At 72.2% G+C, this 16,112-nt stretch carries 16 protein-coding genes and 1 pseudogene; 5 read left to right on the top strand and 12 right to left on the bottom strand.

Going from position 1 to position 16,112, the window contains the following annotated elements; all coding sequences use genetic code 11:
* Positions 1–90 precede the first annotated feature (90 nt).
* The 4 genes and pseudogenes from LV75_RS19815 to LV75_RS19800 form a co-directional block, all read left to right on the top strand.
* Positions 91–768 (top strand): sensor histidine kinase, encoded by a 678-nt coding sequence (locus LV75_RS19815; protein ID WP_253888441.1) that lies wholly within the window; start codon positions 91–93, stop codon positions 766–768.
* Between the two features lie 8 nt (positions 769–776).
* On the top strand, positions 777–1,418 hold the full coding sequence (locus tag LV75_RS19810; protein ID WP_253888440.1) for a response regulator: 642 nt from the start codon (positions 777–779) through the stop codon (positions 1,416–1,418).
* Between the two features lie 171 nt (positions 1,419–1,589).
* Entirely contained in the window at positions 1,590–2,234 is a 645-nt protein-coding gene (locus LV75_RS19805) for a helix-turn-helix transcriptional regulator (RefSeq protein WP_253888439.1), read from the top strand.
* 186 nt (positions 2,235–2,420) lie between these two features.
* A pseudogene (locus LV75_RS19800) lies at positions 2,421–2,597 on the top strand (sigma factor-like helix-turn-helix DNA-binding protein); the annotation flags it as partial.
* A 730-nt stretch (positions 2,598–3,327) separates the two neighbouring features.
* Here LV75_RS19800 and LV75_RS19795 read toward each other — a convergent pair.
* On the bottom strand, positions 3,328–3,636 hold the full coding sequence (locus LV75_RS19795; RefSeq protein ID WP_253888438.1) for a hypothetical protein: 309 nt from the start codon (positions 3,634–3,636) through the stop codon (positions 3,328–3,330).
* The gene (locus tag LV75_RS19790; RefSeq protein ID WP_253888437.1) at positions 3,633–4,238 is read right to left on the bottom strand and encodes an SRPBCC family protein; all 606 of its coding nucleotides are present in this window, start codon (positions 4,236–4,238) and stop codon (positions 3,633–3,635) included. The genes LV75_RS19795 and LV75_RS19790 overlap by 4 nt, the downstream gene beginning before the upstream one ends.
* Before the next feature lie 122 nt (positions 4,239–4,360).
* Between LV75_RS19790 and LV75_RS19785 the strand changes: the two genes are divergently transcribed.
* Positions 4,361–5,011 carry a TetR/AcrR family transcriptional regulator gene (locus tag LV75_RS19785; RefSeq protein ID WP_253888436.1) on the top strand — a complete coding sequence of 217 codons (651 nt, stop codon included), beginning with the start codon at positions 4,361–4,363 and terminating at the stop codon, positions 5,009–5,011.
* On the opposite strand, the gene LV75_RS19780 is transcribed toward LV75_RS19785, so the two are convergent.
* Genes LV75_RS19780 through LV75_RS19735 form a run of 10 tightly spaced genes read right to left on the bottom strand, consistent with a single transcriptional unit; the run spans position 5,000 to position 16,105 of the window.
* Complete coding sequence (locus tag LV75_RS19780; protein ID WP_253888435.1) at positions 5,000–6,316, bottom strand: COG1470 family protein; 1,317 nt, start codon at positions 6,314–6,316, stop codon at positions 5,000–5,002. The two genes, LV75_RS19785 and LV75_RS19780, sit on opposite strands and share 12 nt — an antisense overlap.
* A gap of 42 nt (positions 6,317–6,358) precedes the next feature.
* Positions 6,359–8,842 carry a hypothetical protein gene (locus LV75_RS19775; RefSeq protein WP_253888434.1) on the bottom strand — a complete coding sequence of 828 codons (2,484 nt, stop codon included), beginning with the start codon at positions 8,840–8,842 and terminating at the stop codon, positions 6,359–6,361.
* The gene (locus LV75_RS19770) at positions 8,839–9,879 is read right to left on the bottom strand and encodes an NADase-type glycan-binding domain-containing protein (RefSeq protein WP_253888433.1); all 1,041 of its coding nucleotides are present in this window, start codon (positions 9,877–9,879) and stop codon (positions 8,839–8,841) included. Before LV75_RS19770 ends, LV75_RS19775 begins: the two co-directional genes overlap by 4 nt.
* The gene (locus LV75_RS19765; protein WP_253888431.1) at positions 9,876–10,448 is read right to left on the bottom strand and encodes a phage tail protein; all 573 of its coding nucleotides are present in this window, start codon (positions 10,446–10,448) and stop codon (positions 9,876–9,878) included. The genes LV75_RS19770 and LV75_RS19765 overlap by 4 nt, the downstream gene beginning before the upstream one ends.
* A 3-nt stretch (positions 10,449–10,451) precedes the next feature.
* Positions 10,452–12,386 carry a putative baseplate assembly protein gene (locus tag LV75_RS19760; RefSeq protein WP_253888430.1) on the bottom strand — a complete coding sequence of 645 codons (1,935 nt, stop codon included), beginning with the start codon at positions 12,384–12,386 and terminating at the stop codon, positions 10,452–10,454.
* Positions 12,386–12,838, bottom strand: a complete 453-nt coding sequence (locus LV75_RS19755; RefSeq protein WP_253888428.1) for a GPW/gp25 family protein — start codon at positions 12,836–12,838, stop codon at positions 12,386–12,388. The genes LV75_RS19760 and LV75_RS19755 overlap by 1 nt, the downstream gene beginning before the upstream one ends.
* Before the next feature lies 1 nt (position 12,839).
* On the bottom strand, positions 12,840–13,121 hold the full coding sequence (locus LV75_RS19750) for a PAAR domain-containing protein (protein WP_253888426.1): 282 nt from the start codon (positions 13,119–13,121) through the stop codon (positions 12,840–12,842).
* Positions 13,122–13,147: 26 nt separating this feature from the next.
* Positions 13,148–14,920 (bottom strand): VgrG-related protein, encoded by a 1,773-nt coding sequence (locus tag LV75_RS19745; protein WP_253888424.1) that lies wholly within the window; start codon positions 14,918–14,920, stop codon positions 13,148–13,150.
* Entirely contained in the window at positions 14,910–15,674 is a 765-nt protein-coding gene (locus LV75_RS19740; RefSeq protein WP_253888422.1) for a CIS tube protein, read from the bottom strand. Before LV75_RS19740 ends, LV75_RS19745 begins: the two co-directional genes overlap by 11 nt.
* A complete protein-coding gene (locus LV75_RS19735; RefSeq protein WP_092774524.1) occupies positions 15,674–16,105 on the bottom strand; it encodes a phage tail protein in 432 nt (143 codons plus the stop codon). Before LV75_RS19735 ends, LV75_RS19740 begins: the two co-directional genes overlap by 1 nt.
* Positions 16,106–16,112 lie beyond the last annotated feature (7 nt).

Genomic DNA, 16,112 nt, shown 5'->3' with positions numbered 1-16,112 from the left:
CTTGCTACGAACGGGCTATGAACCGGCCAGGTGCCCGTGTCGTGGAAACGCGGGCCGTACGGTCGCCGATAAGGGTGTTGCGGAGGGGACATGCGTCGCAACAAGGCGGTTTCTGCGGTGGCCGGGGACGACGGCACCGACGGCGCGCGGCTGCTGCGGGAGCTGCACGACGCGATCGGGCCCGCGCTCACCGGGATGGCGTTCGGCCTGCGGGCGGCCAGGAACCTGGTCGGCCGCGACGCCGAGTCGGCCGCGCGGCTGCTCGCCCAACTCGAGGACGAGCTGCACGGCGCGATCTGCGACATGCGCAGGCTCACCGACGGCGGCACGCCGAACGTGCTCGACCAGGTGGGTCTGGTCGAGGCGATCAAGCGGCACGCGGTGGCGTTGAGCGGGCACGTGTCCGGCGCGGGCAGCCCGCTGAGCATCGATGTGCGCGCCCGCGGCGATCTCGCGGTGTTGACGCTGCCGGTGCAGGTGGCCACCTACCGCGTGGTGTGCGAGGCGTTGAGCAACATGGCCCGCCACTCCCGGGCGCGCACCTGCGTGGTGCTCATCCACAACGACGGCGAGTTGGACGGTGAGCTGAACGTGGAGGTTGTCGACGACGGCGTCGGGGTGCCCTGGCGGGACGCGGACCCGTGGTGCGGGGTGGGGTTGCGCTCGATGCGCACGCGGGTCACCGAACTCGGTGGCCGGTGGTCGATCGAGCCGGGTGTCCCGGTCGGGACCAGGGTGGTGGCGACCTTCCCGCTCGGCGCGGGCTGAGCGCCGCCGTGCCGCGACCGCGCCGAGTCCTGATCGTCGACGACCACGCCACGTTCCGACTCGGACTCGGCGCGCTGCTGGAGACCGTGCCCGGGGTGGCGGTGGTCGGCGAGGCCGACAGCGGCCACGCCGCGGTGACCGCCGCCGGGGCGCTGCGCCCGGACGTGGTGGTGATGGACCTGCACATGCCGGACCTGGACGGGTTGACCGCGACCGAGCGGATCACCCGGGCGCACCCCGAGGTCGCGGTCCTGGTGCTCACCATGGACGACGCGGCCGAGACGGTGTTCGCCGCGGTGCGCGCCGGGGCGGGCGGCTACCTGCTCAAGACCGCGGGCCAGGACGAGATCGTGCGCGCCATCCAGGCGGTCGCCGACGGGGAGATGATCTTCGGCAACCCGGTGGCCACCCAGGTGCGCGCCCTGTTCGCCGCCGCGCCCGCCCCGGCTGGCGACCTGGGCGGGCTCACCGGCCGCGAGCGCGAGGTGCTCGTCATGATCGTGCGCGGCGAGGGCAACGCCGCCATCGCCAGGCGCCTGGTGGTGAGCCCGAAGACGGTGCGCAACCACATCACCCACATCTTCCGCAAGCTCGAGGTCGCCGACCGCGGCGAGGCCATCCGCCGGGGCCGCGCGGCGGGTCTGCGGTGACGCCCGTGCGGGCGATCAGCGATGACCGCGCGGCTGTCCCTGCCGCCCGTGGGACCGGGGTGGGACCAGCACCCGGCGATCGGGACGAATGGGGACAGGCGGTTGCTTCTCGCCCATCCGGCCGGGCGGGAGGATATGTGCTAATGGACACATCCCAGGGGGGAGCTCCCGATGATCACTGATCCGATCCCGGTCGTGCTGCACGCCATGGATGTCATCACCCGAGCGGGCGTGGACGCCGCGCTGCGCACCCGCGCGGAGATCCGGCTGACGGCCGAGGACACCATCCCCGCCAACGACCCCACCGACCGCTCCGTCGCGCTCGTGGTCGCCGAGACCTGGGACAACTCGACCCAGGCGCTGTTCCGCCGCCTGCAGGTCCAGGGCCGCCGCCGGGTCGTGCTGGTGGCCGGGGAGATCGACAACTCCCAACTCCTGGAAGCCGTCGGCATCGGCGTCGCCGCGGTGATCCGACGGGCGGAAGCGACCCCGGAGACCCTGGTGCGCTTGATCGAGGCGACCGCCGCTGGCGACGGGACACTGCCGCCGGACCTGCTGGCGCGACTGCTGGACCGGGTGTCCCGACTGCAACGGCAGGTGCTGAACCCGCGGGGGTGGGATCTGGCGGGGGTGTCGGCGCGGGAGGCCGAGGTGCTGCGGATGGTGGCGGAGGGGATGGAGACGCGGGAGATCGCGGAGCAACTGTGCTACTCCCAGCGGACAGTGAAGGGGATCCTGCACGACATCACGAGCCGGTTCCAGCTGCGGAACCGGGCGCACGCGGTGGCGTTCGCGTTGCGGGAGGGGCTGATCTGATCTCGGTGGGTGGTGGTTGTTGAGGCCTGGTCGCCTTTTGACCGTGGCCTGATTGTGGGGTCCTGGCTGTGGGCATTGGGTGGGATCCCTGCGGCGGGGGCCCGGCCGCTACCAAGCTGTCAACGACCCGGCCGCGAGATGGCGACCGGGTCGCTTGACCTTTGTGGGCACAAGGAGTTCCCCGCTGATCTGGATCCCGAACAGGAGATGGTGCTCGCCGAGGCGGTCGGGCTGGTGGTGGTGGAACGGCTCGCGCCTGCTGAGCGGGTGGCGTTCGTGCTGCACGACATGTTCGACTTGCCCTTCGCCGACACCGCCGACATCGTCGGTCGCACTTCGGCCGCGACACGGCAGCTCGCCACGTTGGTTGTCCACGTTGGTTGTCCACGTTGGTTGTCCACAACGTGCTTGGCTGTCCACAGGCTGACGTTCGTTGCTGCCGTTGTGTCGGTGCTGCTCGGTAGGCTGTGTATTTGGGGGCTTTCGATCAGGTTGATCTTGACGCATGCCCGGGCTGGGGATTCGGTGGCTTCGGGGTCGGCCTCGTCGCCTGGCGGCGACCTCGGCCACCGGATCGGACGCCTCGTTGCCTAGCGGCAACCTCGGGCCCGATCCGCGACTTCCGAGCTCTGCTCGATGCGGTGGACCTGTTTTGCGCGGGGCCCCTACAACACCCGACGCAGAACCGCAAAGCAGGGGCCCAAAAGCAGGCCCTGCCGCGCGGAAACGCTACGGGTGCCGTCCCCCCACACAAAACAGATCCACCCCATCGAGCACCTGGCACCAGCGACTCCGACTGTCCACGCGCTGGGAAGGTGGGCTGACGAGAGCGGGCTGGGATGGCACCGGCCGTTCCGAGTGTCCAGGCGCTGAGCAGGTGGGTCGGGGCGGACCTGACGGGGGCTGGGATGGCACCGCTGGGTCCGAGTGTCCAGGGGCTGAGCAGGTGGGCTGGGGCGGACCTGACGGAAGCCGGGTTGGCATCGGAGGCTTCCGAGTGTTCAGGGGCGAGCCCCATCGCGGGGCAGAGGGCTAGTGGGGTTCGTTGGGGCTGTTGAAGGGGTGGGCCTCGGGAGGGCGCAAGGGGTGGGGGTTAAGGGCGGCGGATGTGGTGGGCGATGGCTACGAGGGCGGCAAGAGCAGCGAAGGAGATCGTGGCTAGGGGGCTTAGGTACTTCGAGAGACTTGGCTCGGTACTAGGGCCGAGCAGCCAGAGTGCCATGGCGACCGCGTAAGCGAGCCCCAGAGCTCCGGTCCACCAACGCAATCGGCTGCGGAATAGCAGGATTGCGATGGGGATGCCTGAGAGGAAAGCGAATCCGCCCAGGATCAGGGCGGGGACGGTCCAAGCGGTGATGTGGGTGGACAGGGGTGTGTGCGGGCGGGGGGTTGTGGTTGTCATCGGCAGACCCGGGATTCGGCGGTGGTTTTGAGGTCTGCGAGCCAGAGGTCGAGGCCGGGGGCCAGGTATTTGATGGCGGTGGCGGGGTCGGCCTCGATTTGGGCGCCGGTCCAGGATTCTTCGGTTTGGACGACTACGCCGCCTTGGACGGGGGTGAAGGTCCAGACGTGGATGCCTTGGTCGATGCGGAGGCCTTGGCCGATGGCGGGGCCGGACCAGCGGACGCAGTGGTGGGGCTTGAGTTGGTGCACCGTGGAGGTGATGACCAGGGTGGTGGCGGGGGTGGTCGGGGTCGGGGGTGCGGGGGTGGTCCAGCGGAAGCGGGAGCCCGGGCGCAGGGGGCCGGGGTCGAGGCGCTTCATGGTGGTGACGGCGGGTTGCCAGGTGGGCCAGGCCTCGAGCTTGGTGTGCACGTCCCACACCGTGGCCAGTGGGGCCTTGATGAACGTCTGGGTTCGGTGGTGCAGCTTCGCGGCGGGGTTGATGCCCTTGCCACCGCAGGTCAACGGGGTCGGTGCGGCGCTTGCCGGGGTGGTGGCGCCGAGTAGACCGGCGGTGATGAGCGGGATGGCGAGCAGGGCCGAGCGCAGTGCAAGGGTCACGGAACTCTCCTCCGAGCGGGCGGCCGAGTTAGTCTCTGTCGCTTTGGTTAGAACCTATAACCAACGGAAAGCGAGAGTCAATAGCAAGAGTGATAGGCTCTAACCAAGGAAGGGAGCGGCGGATGGCGCAGAGCTCGCGGGAGCGGTATCGGGCCCAGGTGCGCGCGGACATCAAGGGGCACGCGTGGGAGCAGATCGCCACGGCCGGGGTGTCGGCGTTGTCGCTCAACGCGATCGCCAAGCAGGTGGGGATGAGCGGGCCCGCGCTGTACCGGTACTTCGCCAGTCGCGACGAGCTGATCACGGAGTTGATCCGCGACGGGTACCGGAGCCTGGCCGACGCGGTCCAGGCCGCGGCAGGCACCGACCTGCTGGAGCTGGCCCACGTGATCCGGGACTGGGCGCGCGCGGACCCGCAGCGGTACTTCCTGCTCTACGGCACGCCCGTGCCCGGCTACCACGCGCCCGCGGACACCACCGCCATCTCGCGCGAGGTCATGGTGGTGCTGATCGAGGCCTGCGCCGGGACCGACGGCCCGCCAACCCCGTTCGACGCCCACCTCGAGGCGCACCGCGACTGGATCGACGGCCACCCCGCGACGGCGGCGACCCTGCACCGGGCGCTGTCGTTCTGGACCCGGTTGCACGGCGTGCTCTCGCTCGAGCTCGCGGGCCACTTCGCCGGGATGGGGTTCGACCCCGCCCTGCTGGTCGCCGAGGAGGTGATCCCGGACCAGCACAGGCGGTCCGGGATCACCGGCTCATCCCTCTAGGCGGCCCGACAGCGAGATCGCGGGCGTGCAGTTGCCCTTCTCCGGCGCGTTCTGGCAGCTGACCGCGAGGATGATCGCCTCGCCGCTGGCGAAGGTCAGCGGCTGGACCCAGTGGTGGTCGAGGTCGCGGAAGTTGCCGAGGCCGAACTCGAACATCAGCGTCCGCCCGTCCGGCGTGCGCCGGACCACCCGCATGGACCCGACGTCGGCGCGCGGGTTCTGCAGGATCAGGTCGGTCACCTGCAGCACCTTGTTCTGCGGCACCACGAACTCGACCTCGCGGAAGCGCCGCACGTCCGGGTCGATCGGCGCGTCCGCGGCGATGCGGCGGTCGAACGGCGCGGTGGGGGCCGGTGGCGGGGTCGAGGGCACCTTCGGCGGCGCGACCGGGTCGGACGCGGCGGGTTGGGCCGGGTCGACCCCCTGGGCGCGCAGGGCTCGGTCCGAACCGGACTTGGCCTCACCCGCCTGCTGCTTGGCCGCCCCCGCGTCCTGTTGCGCCGCTTGGGCGACCTGCTTGACCTCCGCCGCCTGCCGGGCCGCGGCGTCGGAGGCGGCGGAGCGGACCGCGGGCTTGAACACCGTGAACCACAGGGCGATGATCGCCAGCAGGAACACCAGCAGCGCGGCCAGCACGGGCAGCACCCACTTGGGCAGCAGTTGCCGCTGCACGTAGGTGCCCTCGGCGACGACCGGGGTGCCCGACTCGGGGGTCACGGTGACCTTGAACGGCCGCCGCACCGGTTGTCCGCGCAGGAACCGGCGCGGTGGGCTCACCCGCAGCCGCACGTAGGCGGTGGTCCCGGGTTCGAGGGTCACCTCGCTGTGGCGGAAGGAGAAGCTCAGCTCGGCCTCGGGGTCGACCGCGGACAGCCGCAGCGGCGCGACCTGGTTGCCGAGGTTGTCCACGGCCACCTCGAAGGTCGCCCCGGAGGCGCCCTCGACCTTGGCCGGGACCACCTCGGCGCTGATCGCCTCGAACGGGGCGATGTCGAGTTCGCCCTCGGTCATCACCGAGCCCTCGGGGTCCTCTTGGGCGAAGACCCGGACGCCGAAGGGCACGGTGCCCGCGGTGACGTCGGCCGTGCGCGGCGGGGCGAAGGTGACGGTCACCGTGGTCGACTCGTTCGGCAGCAGGTTGACCCCCGCCGGGGAGACGGTGGCCCACGGCGCGGGCGGGCCGATCACGTCGACGGTGAAGTGGTCGACGACGTCGCCCGCGTTGCGGATGACCACCGTGGTGGTGACCTGCTGACCTGCCTGGACCGCCAGGGTGGGGGTGGACAGCGTGGCGGAGGCACCCATGGCCGGGCTCCTTCCTTGGGGCTGGGGTGGGGGGATCGGGGGTCAGCGCAGGACGAACGAGCGGGGGTCCCCGAACACGACCGGTTTGAGGGAACGGGTGATGACGACGTAGCCGCCCGCGACGACCCGGCCGAACGGAGCACCCGCCGACGGGTCGGCGGCCAGCACGCGCGGGCCGAGCGCGTCCTTGTGGAACACCAGGACCTGGCTGGTGAAGGTGCCGTCCTGGCGCACCCGCACCGTGCCGGGGGTCTCGGAGATGCCGACGTCCCAGCTCAGCCGCACGGTCGCGTCCGGTGGGAAGTCGGTGCCGTAGGCGTTGGTCACCGCGCCCTGCGGCCCGGCGGTCGGGTCGACCCGCAGGACCGGTTGGCGGACCACGACCCGGTCCGCGGCGGTGTTGTCGTTGGGGTCGGTGTCGGGTCCGGTCGTGGTGACCGTCGCGGTGATCGGGACGTCAACGGCGGCCGTGGCGAGGTAAGCGGCCTGCACCAGCACCACTTGACCGGGGGCGAGGGTGCCCAGCGCGCACGGTGTCGGGCAGCCCGCGGGAGTCCCGGCGGCGAGTCCGCTGGGGACTGGCGCGGTGAGCCGGACCCCCGGCATCGGCACCGGGCCGCCGTTGCGCACGGTGTAGGTGACGGTCACCGGCGCCCCGCCGACGTACCCCGGTGAGGGTTCGACGGTCAAGCCGACCGACAGCGCGCCCCGCGGTACGGGGGCGGCGGTGACCGTCAGCTCGGCGCGGTCGCTCACCGGCGGGTTGACGCCGTCGTCGACGGTGAGCACCAGGGGGTAGGTGCCCGGTTCGGCGCAGGTGACCATTGTGGACAGCGTGGTGCTGTCGGTGAAGGTGCAGGGCGGCTCCGGGGAGGTGTCGGTCGGCGGCTCGACCGACCAGGTCACGTCGAGCTCGGGGCTGTCCGGGTCGACCACGGTGCCCACGATGCCGACCGCGGTGTCCTCCTGGCCGGTGTAGGGCCCGCCCGCGTCGACCTCCGGGCCCGCGTTGCGCAGGGTCAGCGTCGTGCTGGCGGGCTCGGCCTGGTTGACGCCGTCGGAACCGTTGAGGGTCAACACGTAGGTGCCGTAGCGATCACATCGGACGGTCGTGCGCAACGCGGCCGGGTTGGCGAAGCGGCACTCGGCCTCGTCGTTGGTCCCCGGCGCCGGGCTGATGGACCAGGTGGTCGTCTGGCTGAGCCCGTCGGTGTCGGTGAACGTGCCGACGACGGGGACGTCGGTGTCCTCGAAGCCCTGGTAGGGACCGCCCGCGTTGAGCTGCGGGGGCCGGTTGACGGTGATGCTGCGGCACTGCTCGGCGGATCCCTCGCCGTGCAGGTCCTTGCCGGTGGCGGTCACGCAGATCCGGTGGGTTCCCGGCGCGAGGTTGTCGACCGTCGTCTCGTAGGGGGTGGTGTACGGGCCGTCGTGCGGCAGCCCCGGGACGACGACCTGTCGCCGCGGCCCGCCGTCCACGGAGATCCACACCGCGTCGAGCGAGGAGCGCACCAGGTTGGGCAGCACGTTGGGCAGGTTCGCCGGGACGGGGACCGCGAAGCAGCCGCCGTTGGTGCGGGCGCCGATGTAGGCCAGCGACGTCGGTTCGGTCGGCGAGCCGCACTGGGCGTTCGCGCCGACGGCGAAGGTGTGGAAGCGGATCGTGCTGGTGATCGGCTCGAGCGCCTGCTCGGTGGACCCGCCGGTGTTGGCCCCGTCGGACATGAGCACGATCAGCTTGTTGCGCTGCGGCATGGTCGCCGCGACCCGCTTGGCCTCGATGACCGCGTTCGGGAAGTGCGTGCCGTTGCTGCCGATCAGGCGGGTGGTGAAGTCGCCGACCCGGCCGGTCGGCAGCGCGTTGTCCAGCGACAGCAGCACGGTCGAGGTGTCGGGGAGTTCGTCGTGGTTGGCGTCGGTGCCGGGGACGACGTACTCGTCGTAGGGGTTGCGGTCGGCGTTCACCGGCGGGCTGAGGTCCGCGGCCACCGCGGTCTCGGCGAAGGCCACCACGGCGACCGACCCGACCGAGCCCTGGCGGGCCGCTTGGAACAGCAGACCCGTGCCCGCGGCAATCTCGCAGGTGAGGACGTTGCCCGGGGCGCAGGGGTTCGTGGTGCTGTTGGACATGTCGACCACCAGCACGAGCGCGGTGTCCGGCGGTAACGAGCTGTCCCCGACCGCGGCCGTCCCGCGCACCGTGACCGTCCCCGGCGGCAGCACGGCACCCTCGCTCGGCTCGCTGATCGACACCGTGACCGTCGTCGGGCCCGGGGCGGGCGGCTGCGTGGTGGGCGGCTGGGTGGTCGGGGGCTGCGTCGTCGGGGGTTGGGTCGGGGGTTGCGTGGTGGGCGGCTGGGTGGTGCTGGGTGGCTCGTAGGTCGAGGTGATCGGCGGGTCGGTGATCGGGGTGTGGGTCGTGTCGGGTTGCCGGGCCGCCGCGGCCGGGCCGGGTCCGACGACCGGCGCCCCCAGCAGCAGCGCGCCGAGCAGCGCCGCGGCGGCGCGGATCGTGGACCGGGTCATGGCTGCTCGAACAGTTCGATCTCGGAGAGCGCCACGTCGGTGCCCTGCAGCGAGCGGTGGATGTCGACCACGTGCACCTCGACCTGCGTGGCGCCCGCGCTGCCGCCGATCTCCACGGTCTGCGGGTCGGGTGTGTCGGCGAGCGGCACGTCGAAGGTCTTGTTGGTCGAGTAGACCAGGTGCAGCTTGGCGGGCCGGTGCGTCGCCTGGAACGCGGCCGGGTCGCCCACCCGCACGATGGCCCGGCGCAGGTCGACCGGGTGGTCGAAGGTCAGCACCAGCACCGGCGGGTTCCCGGTGACCGGGGCGGCCCAGTAGGTGTTCTTCGCGTTGTCCGCGGCGAGCACGGCGTCGTGGCCGGGGATGGCGGAGTTGGCGCTGACCCCGACCGGGCGCACCGGGCGCAACTGGGTGCCGAATTGGCGCTCGACCCACTTGCGACCGGCGACGACCTCCTGGTTCACCGAGGAGCGGAAGCCGGGGATGATCGCGTACAGCACGGCGAGGACGGCCAGGATCGCCAGGAACACCCGGCGGATCCAGCGGCCCACCGCGGCCAGGCTGCCCCGGCGGCGGGGTCGCCTGGCCCGCTTGCCGTCCCCGCGCCAGCGCTTCCACCAGGGCGGCTTGACCTCCTCGGGCTGGTCGAGCGGGCGGCCGCAGCCCATGCAGATCCGGCGGGTGAGCGGGTTGCGGGTGCGGCAGCCGACGCACACCACGTCGTCCTCGGCGACCGGGCGCGGCTCGGTGGTCTGCGCCTTGGCCCGCAGCGGCTTGGCGTCGGCGGGCTGCTGGGCGCCCAGCACCTCGGTCGACTGCCGCGGCCCGATCGGGTCCGGGGTCGCCTCGCCGGTGGGTCCCGGCGGGGTGGCGGCGGCCGGGGCGGGCACCGCGGCGACCGGGGCGGGCGCGGCGGTCCCCGACTCGGCGGCCCGCTGCTCGGTCGGCGTGCCCGACCAGTCGAGGAAGCTGCCGCAGCCGGGGCAGAACCGGGTGGTGCCCGCTGAGCGCTCCCCGCACTTGGCGCAGACGATCATGTACCGCTCCCGTTGGTGTTCCCGGCGGGCGCCCCGCCGACGACTTCGACGGCCACCCGCAGGTGCACCGGGACGGATTCGGCGACCGAGGCGCGCACCGCGGCCGGGTCGACCGCGGCCGGGTCGGCGACGCGCACCAGGACCCGCACCTGCCCCGGGTCGGCGCCGGGCAGCGGGCCGCCGTGCTCGGCGTTGGCGACGCAGCCGCCGGTGTCGGTGACCTCGACCGCGCCGCCGGTCAGCAGCTCCACCTGGCGGGCGAGCCCGTCGACGGTGCCGCGGCGGCGGTGCATGGCCACGGCGGCGCCGATCAGGTCGCGGCGCTGCCGGGGGCCCCAGCCCTCGTCGGCCTCCAGCGCGACCCAGGAGGACAGCCAGTCGAGGAAGTCCGGGGCGGCCAGCGCCGGGTCGAAGTAGTCGGCGAAGGAGTCCAGCACCGCGAACAGCGGCGCGATCACCTCGTCGAGGGCGGCGGTGAACCGCTGGGTGAACTCGTTCTCGGCGTAGATGGCGGGCAGCCGCTCGCCGATCGGGTGGCGGACCGGGACGTCCGCGGACGCGGTGCGCACGCCTCAGCTCCTCGTCACTCTGACCTGGTGGCCGTAGGAGAACACCAGGGCGTCGGGTGGGATGTCGATCCGCTTGACGATGTCGCCGCGGGCGCCGGTGACCGGGTCGGCGGCGAACAGCAGCACGCTCTCGACCATCTCCACGCCCTGCAGCTGCTGCAGGACGGCGAACATCTCGCCCTCCTGCACCGGGCGGCCGAAGGGCCAGCCCGCGCCGTCGGGGCCACCGGTGATGGGGTTGAGGTAGTCGTGCAGGGCGACGGTGGCGCGCGCGGCGAGCGAGTCGGCGACGACCTTCGGCCGGGCGCGCAGCTGGGCGACCACGGTGACGCCCTGGTAGAACGGCGGCTCGATGACCACGCGGGCACCGAGGCAGCGGCGGGACTCCAGCGCGCGCTGGGCGTCGGCGCGCAGCCGGTCGGGCAGCTTCAGCGAGGCGAAGGCGAGCTCACCGGAGTTCGGGAGGGTGGGCACGACCAGCACGCGAACCCCGTTGGGGCTGTGGGGATCCGGCGCGCAGCGGACCCGGGCGACCTGCGGGGACGCGCCGCGGGTCAGCTCCTCGTAGTCGTGGGCGGTGACGGCCCGGTCGAGGGTGCGCAGGGTCAGCGGGCCGCGGATGGCGGCGTCGTCGACGGTCTCGCCGTCCACTCCGCCGGTGGCGGGCCGGTGGTTGGTGACCCCGCTGACGAACGGCACCGGGTCGCGCAGCACGGCCAGCATGCCGCGGGCGACGTTGCCGCCGCGGCCGCCGCCGGTGCGGTAGCGGGGCACGCGCAGGGCGGCCGCCTTGGCCGGGACCGCGCCGTAGTAGCGGAAAGCGCCGTCCGGCTGGCGGATCGCGGGGCCGAACACGACCTCGCCCGCGACCCGGTCCAGGGCGAAGTGCCGGTCGTCGGGGCCGGAGTCGGCGAACGAGGCGACCTCGGTCCACTCCTGCCAGCCCTCGTCGGCGCCGACCTCGAGCACCAGCGGCTCACCGGCCACGACCGGGCGGCGCAGCAGTTCGAAGCGCTGCCCCGGCACGCCTTCGGACACCCCGACCACCTCGTCGCGCACGACCTCGGCGTGCACCGCGGTCCCGGTCGCGCCGACGGTGGCCGCGGTGATGGCCCGCAGCGTCGGCGACGCCTGGTAGAACGCCTGGCCCGGTTCGGGAGCCGTGGCACGGCAGCGGATCCAGCCCGCGCGGTGCACGCCGACGACGGACGCCTCGTGCTCCTCGGGCAGGTGCAGCTCGACGTCGCCCGCGGTGTTGAAGCCGCCGGTGGTGTCGTGCGCCACCTCGCAGGTGGCCCACCGCTGCCCGTCCCACGCCTCCCAGGCCAGCGGCGGGTCGCGCGGGTCGATGCCGACGCCCTCGACCTGGCACTCCATCCGCAGCAGCACCAACCCGCCGGGCACCGCGTCGGACAATCCGATGTAGACGGTGTCGTCCGGCTCGGGCTGGGCGCCGAAGAGCGCGGGGGCGCGGCCGTCGACGACGTCGTCGGTGCGGTCGACCGGCGGGCGGCCACCGGAGGAGGTGGCCAGGTGGGTCCACTCGCACGGCCGGATCTGCAGGGTGCGCTCCAGGGTGAACACCACCGGGTCGGACACCTCGGTGCGCTGGGTGACGACCTGGCTGCCCGCCTGCACGAACACCGGGTTCTCCTGCGGCGCGGACAGCCGGAACGTCGCGGGCACCCGGGCGGCGGCAGGCGGGAACAGGGTGACCCCGATGAGGTCGAGGAAGCGCAGGTAGGCCCGCTCCGGGATCCGGTTCACCCGGTAGATCAGCTGGTCGACCATGAACGCGAAGGTCTCGATCAGGGTGACGCCGGGGTCGGAGACGTTGTGGTCGGACCACTCCGGGCAGCGCTGCTGCACCCGGCGCTTGGCCTCGTCGACGAGGTCCTGGAAGCGGCGGTCGTCCAGGTTCGGGATCGGGATGCCCATCAGAGACCCTCCCGGGCGCCCGCGGCCTCGATGACCGGCCGGTCACCGGGCAGCGGCGTCGGTTCGTGGCTGGGGATGACGTAGAACGGGAAGACCAGGTTGCGCGGGTCGTTGCGGTCGCGCAGCGAGTAGCGGATGTCGATGAGCAGCATGCCCTCGTCGACCGCGTCGAACCCGACCACGACGTCGTCGAGGCTGATGCGGGGTTCCCAACGCTCCAGCGCGACCCGCACCTCGTAGGCGAGTTGCCCGGCGGTGGCGGCGTCCGCGGGGGCGAACACCAGGTCGTGGATGGCGCAGCCGAACTCCGGGCGCATCGGCCGCTCCCCCGGCGAGGTGCCCAGGATCAGCCGGATGCTCTCCACGATCTCGCGGTCACCGCCGACCAGCGCGACCGACCCGGTGGCGTCGGTGCGCACCGGGAACGCCCAGCCCCTGCCGATGAACTCCACGTCAGCCTCCAATGAGGACGGTCGGGCAGCCCAGGATGATCGGGGCGCCGCAGCCGGACAGGTCGCCGAGCCGCGCGGCGGGTTTGCCGCCGATGAGCACCGTCGGGCACCCGGGCGGCAGGATCGGGGTCGGCGGGTGCGGGGGCGGCGGCGGGAACGAGCAGGCGTGCAGGTCGCCCACCGTGGCCGCGGGTTTGCCGCCGATGAGCACGGTCGGCACCCCGGGCCCGGTGATGGTGCCCGGGTGCCCGGTCGGGTCGCCGACCCTCGCCGCTGGCGGCATGCCACTCCCCTTCCCGCAGCCGGACATCAGTTGATCTTCACGATGGCGCCCTTGACGGTCACCGGGCCGCTCGCGCTGAGCTCGGCCTGGCCCTGGCCCTTGACCGCGGCGGTGGAGCCCTCGGCGGTGAACGCGCCGACGGCCTTGACCGCCACCGTCTGGCCCTTGAGCTCCAGCGGGCCCTGCCCGGCGTCGACCTTGATGCCGTTGGTGGCCTTGACCGAGATCTCCTTGCCGCTGGTGATCTCGATGACCTGCTTGGTCTGGTCGAGGGTGAGCACGAACTTGCCGTCGCCGGTGGCGATGGTGATGCCGTCGGCCTCGACGAACTCGACCTTGTGCGCCTTGCGGGAGACGAACCCGCGCACCGCGATCTCCCCGGATCCCCCGTCCACCACCGGTTTGCTGAACTTCGGGACGGTGTCCTTGCCGTTGTGCAGCGAGCCGAGCACGAACGGGGCGTCGAAGTCGCCGTGGTCGAACCCGAGGACCACCTCGTCGCCGACCTCGGGCAGCATCATCGCGCCGCGGTCCTTGCCCGCGCCCCACTCGGTCATCCTGGCCCAACCGCTGGTGTAGTCCTCGGCCAACCACGGGAAGGTGACCTTGACCCGCCCCAGCTTGTCCGGGTCCCGCACGTCGCTGACCACCCCGGTGACCAGTCCATTGTGGACTCCCCGGCCGTCGCGCCCGCCCGCGGCGAGGCCGTAGAACGAGCGCTCCTGCCTGCCGGACACCGAGAACTCGGTGGTGTAGCCGACCTCGTCGCTGAACAGGTGCCGGGTGTTGGTGAGGGTGTACTTGCCCGCGAACGGCTCCCCCACGTTGGCCAGCGCCACCTGCGCGCCCGCCCGCAGCTTCGGGTTCCCCTTGGCGACGCCGTCGAGTTCGACGCAGGCGCTGCCGAACTCGTTGGCCAGCCCCTTGGCCATCGCCGCCGCCGCGCCCTGCGTGCCCCTGGTCGTGGCGGCCACCAGCGGTGGGCTGGCGAACCCGTTGGCGAGCGCGACCGGGTCCGCGCCCGGCACGTCGATCCCGGCGTGCTTCGGGGTCTCGGTGGCGGTGATGGCCTGCTTGGCTTTCACGTCCCAGCCGCGGACCTCGACCTTGGGCACCTGCTCGGCGGCGGTCACCCCGGCGCGCAACGAGAGCAGGTTGCGGTGCGCCTCGAGCACGAGCGGGTCGGTCGCGGCCTTGGCCGACTTGTCGGGCGCGCCGGAGGGCTGTTCCGGCAGCTTGAAGTCGAGCTTCTTGTCCACCACGGCGATCTGCGCCCCGACGGCGTCGGCGAGGCGGGACAGGAACTCCCAGTCGCTGATGTTGTCCTGGCCGAACTGGGTGTTCGGGGCACCGCCGTAGCCCTTGACGTCGTCGATCGTGCCCGCCCGCAAGCCCGCCCGGGTGGTCACCTTGCGGACCACGTCGGCGACGGTCATGTCCGGGTACGCCGCCACCCGCCTGCCGCGGAACAGCCGGTGCGCGTGGTCGTAGCCGCGGACCTCGGTGAAGGTGCCGGTGCGGTCGAGTTCGATGCCGACGGCGGTGACCTCGCCGCTCATCAGCGGTTGCGGGCCACCCGGGTCCGCGGTCTGCACCTTCAGCTCCACCGGGACCCCCACCTTGACCCCCGCCTTCGAGAGCACGACGCCGCCCGGGTCGCGGAAGCGCAGGACGAACATGTCCGGCAGGTTCCGGCTGTCGTCGACGTAGGCGACCGCGAGCATGGCCTTGACGTCGGCGGGCAGCGGTTGCCCGTTGACGGTCACGACCAGGGAGTTGGCGAAGCTCTCATTGGCCACGGGAGATCTCCTCCAGCGCGGGCACCCGCAGCCGGGTCCCCGGGCGCAGCACCATCGGGTCGTCGATGTCGTTGAGCTCGGCGATGTCGCGCCAGAACCGGGGATCGCCGTAGGCGCGGAACGCCACCGACTGCAACGTGTCCCCCGCGACCAGGGTGTGCGTGGCGCGGACCGCGCGGGTGCCCGAGGTCGGGTTCTGGCCGCCCTGCTCGCCGGAGATCTCCTCCAGGTTCACCGTGCACACGGCGCGGACCGGAACGCCCGCCGGGGTGAACAGGGTGTACTTGGCGGTGACGCTGGCGACGTAGGCGGGGAATCCGGTCATCCCGCCCCACTTGAACACCACCCACGGCGGCGAGCCCTTGCCGCTCTGCCTGCTCTCCTCGGTGGCCACGCAACAGGCGAAGACCTTCTCGACGGTCTTGACGACCTTGTCGTCCATGGTGTCGGTCGCGTCGAGGAACATCTCCAGCGCCAACTTGCACGGGTCGGCGCCCTTGAACTCCGGCGGGCCGCTCTTCTTGGCGTTGCGCTGCTCGTCGCGCTTCCACTTGGCGTTCTTGGTGAGCGAGAGCTCCTTGGGGTTGAACTGGAACGGGATGTCGTACATGAACTCGCCCGGTTTGGCCGTGCTGCCGCCCTGCGGGGGCTTGTGCACGGCCAGCTTGGCGCGCTGCAGGTTCGGTGGCGCGCCCGCGCCGTAGCTGGACGCGGCGGGCGACCCGGCGGAGACGAAGGTGATCGGTGAGCTCATCACGCCCCCCGGCCGAGGAAACCGTGGTGGGCCAACTCCAGGGTCTCGGTGGCGACCTTCGGCGAGTCGGCGGAGAGCTGCGGGCCGGTCCAGCGCACCGGGACCACGTCGACCAGCGACCAGCGGGCGATCACCTTGCCCGCCAACGTCCTGGCCTCGATCGTGGCGGTCTTGCGCCGGATCCCGCCCGCCATGCCCGCGATCCAGGCGGTGACCTTGGCGCTGTCGGCGGTCACCGGCCGGGAGAACTTGACGTTGCCGTACTTGATGCGGGTGGGCAGCTGCCAGACGAACCCGTTGTTGCCGCCCTCTTCCCGTTGCTCCATCACGAACTCGCAGCCCAGCCCGTCACAGCTGCTGAACGCGCCGAGGCTCTCGTCGTCGATCTTGACGACGTAGCAGACGGCGACGGCCTCCTCGATGCTGGTCATCTCGCCC

It is taken from the genome of Actinokineospora diospyrosa (assembly GCF_024171925.1).
GTDB lineage: Bacteria > Actinomycetota > Actinomycetes > Mycobacteriales > Pseudonocardiaceae > Actinokineospora > Actinokineospora diospyrosa.
Note: the sequence above shows the minus strand (reverse complement) of the source record. Positions and strands in the feature narration are given on the sequence as shown.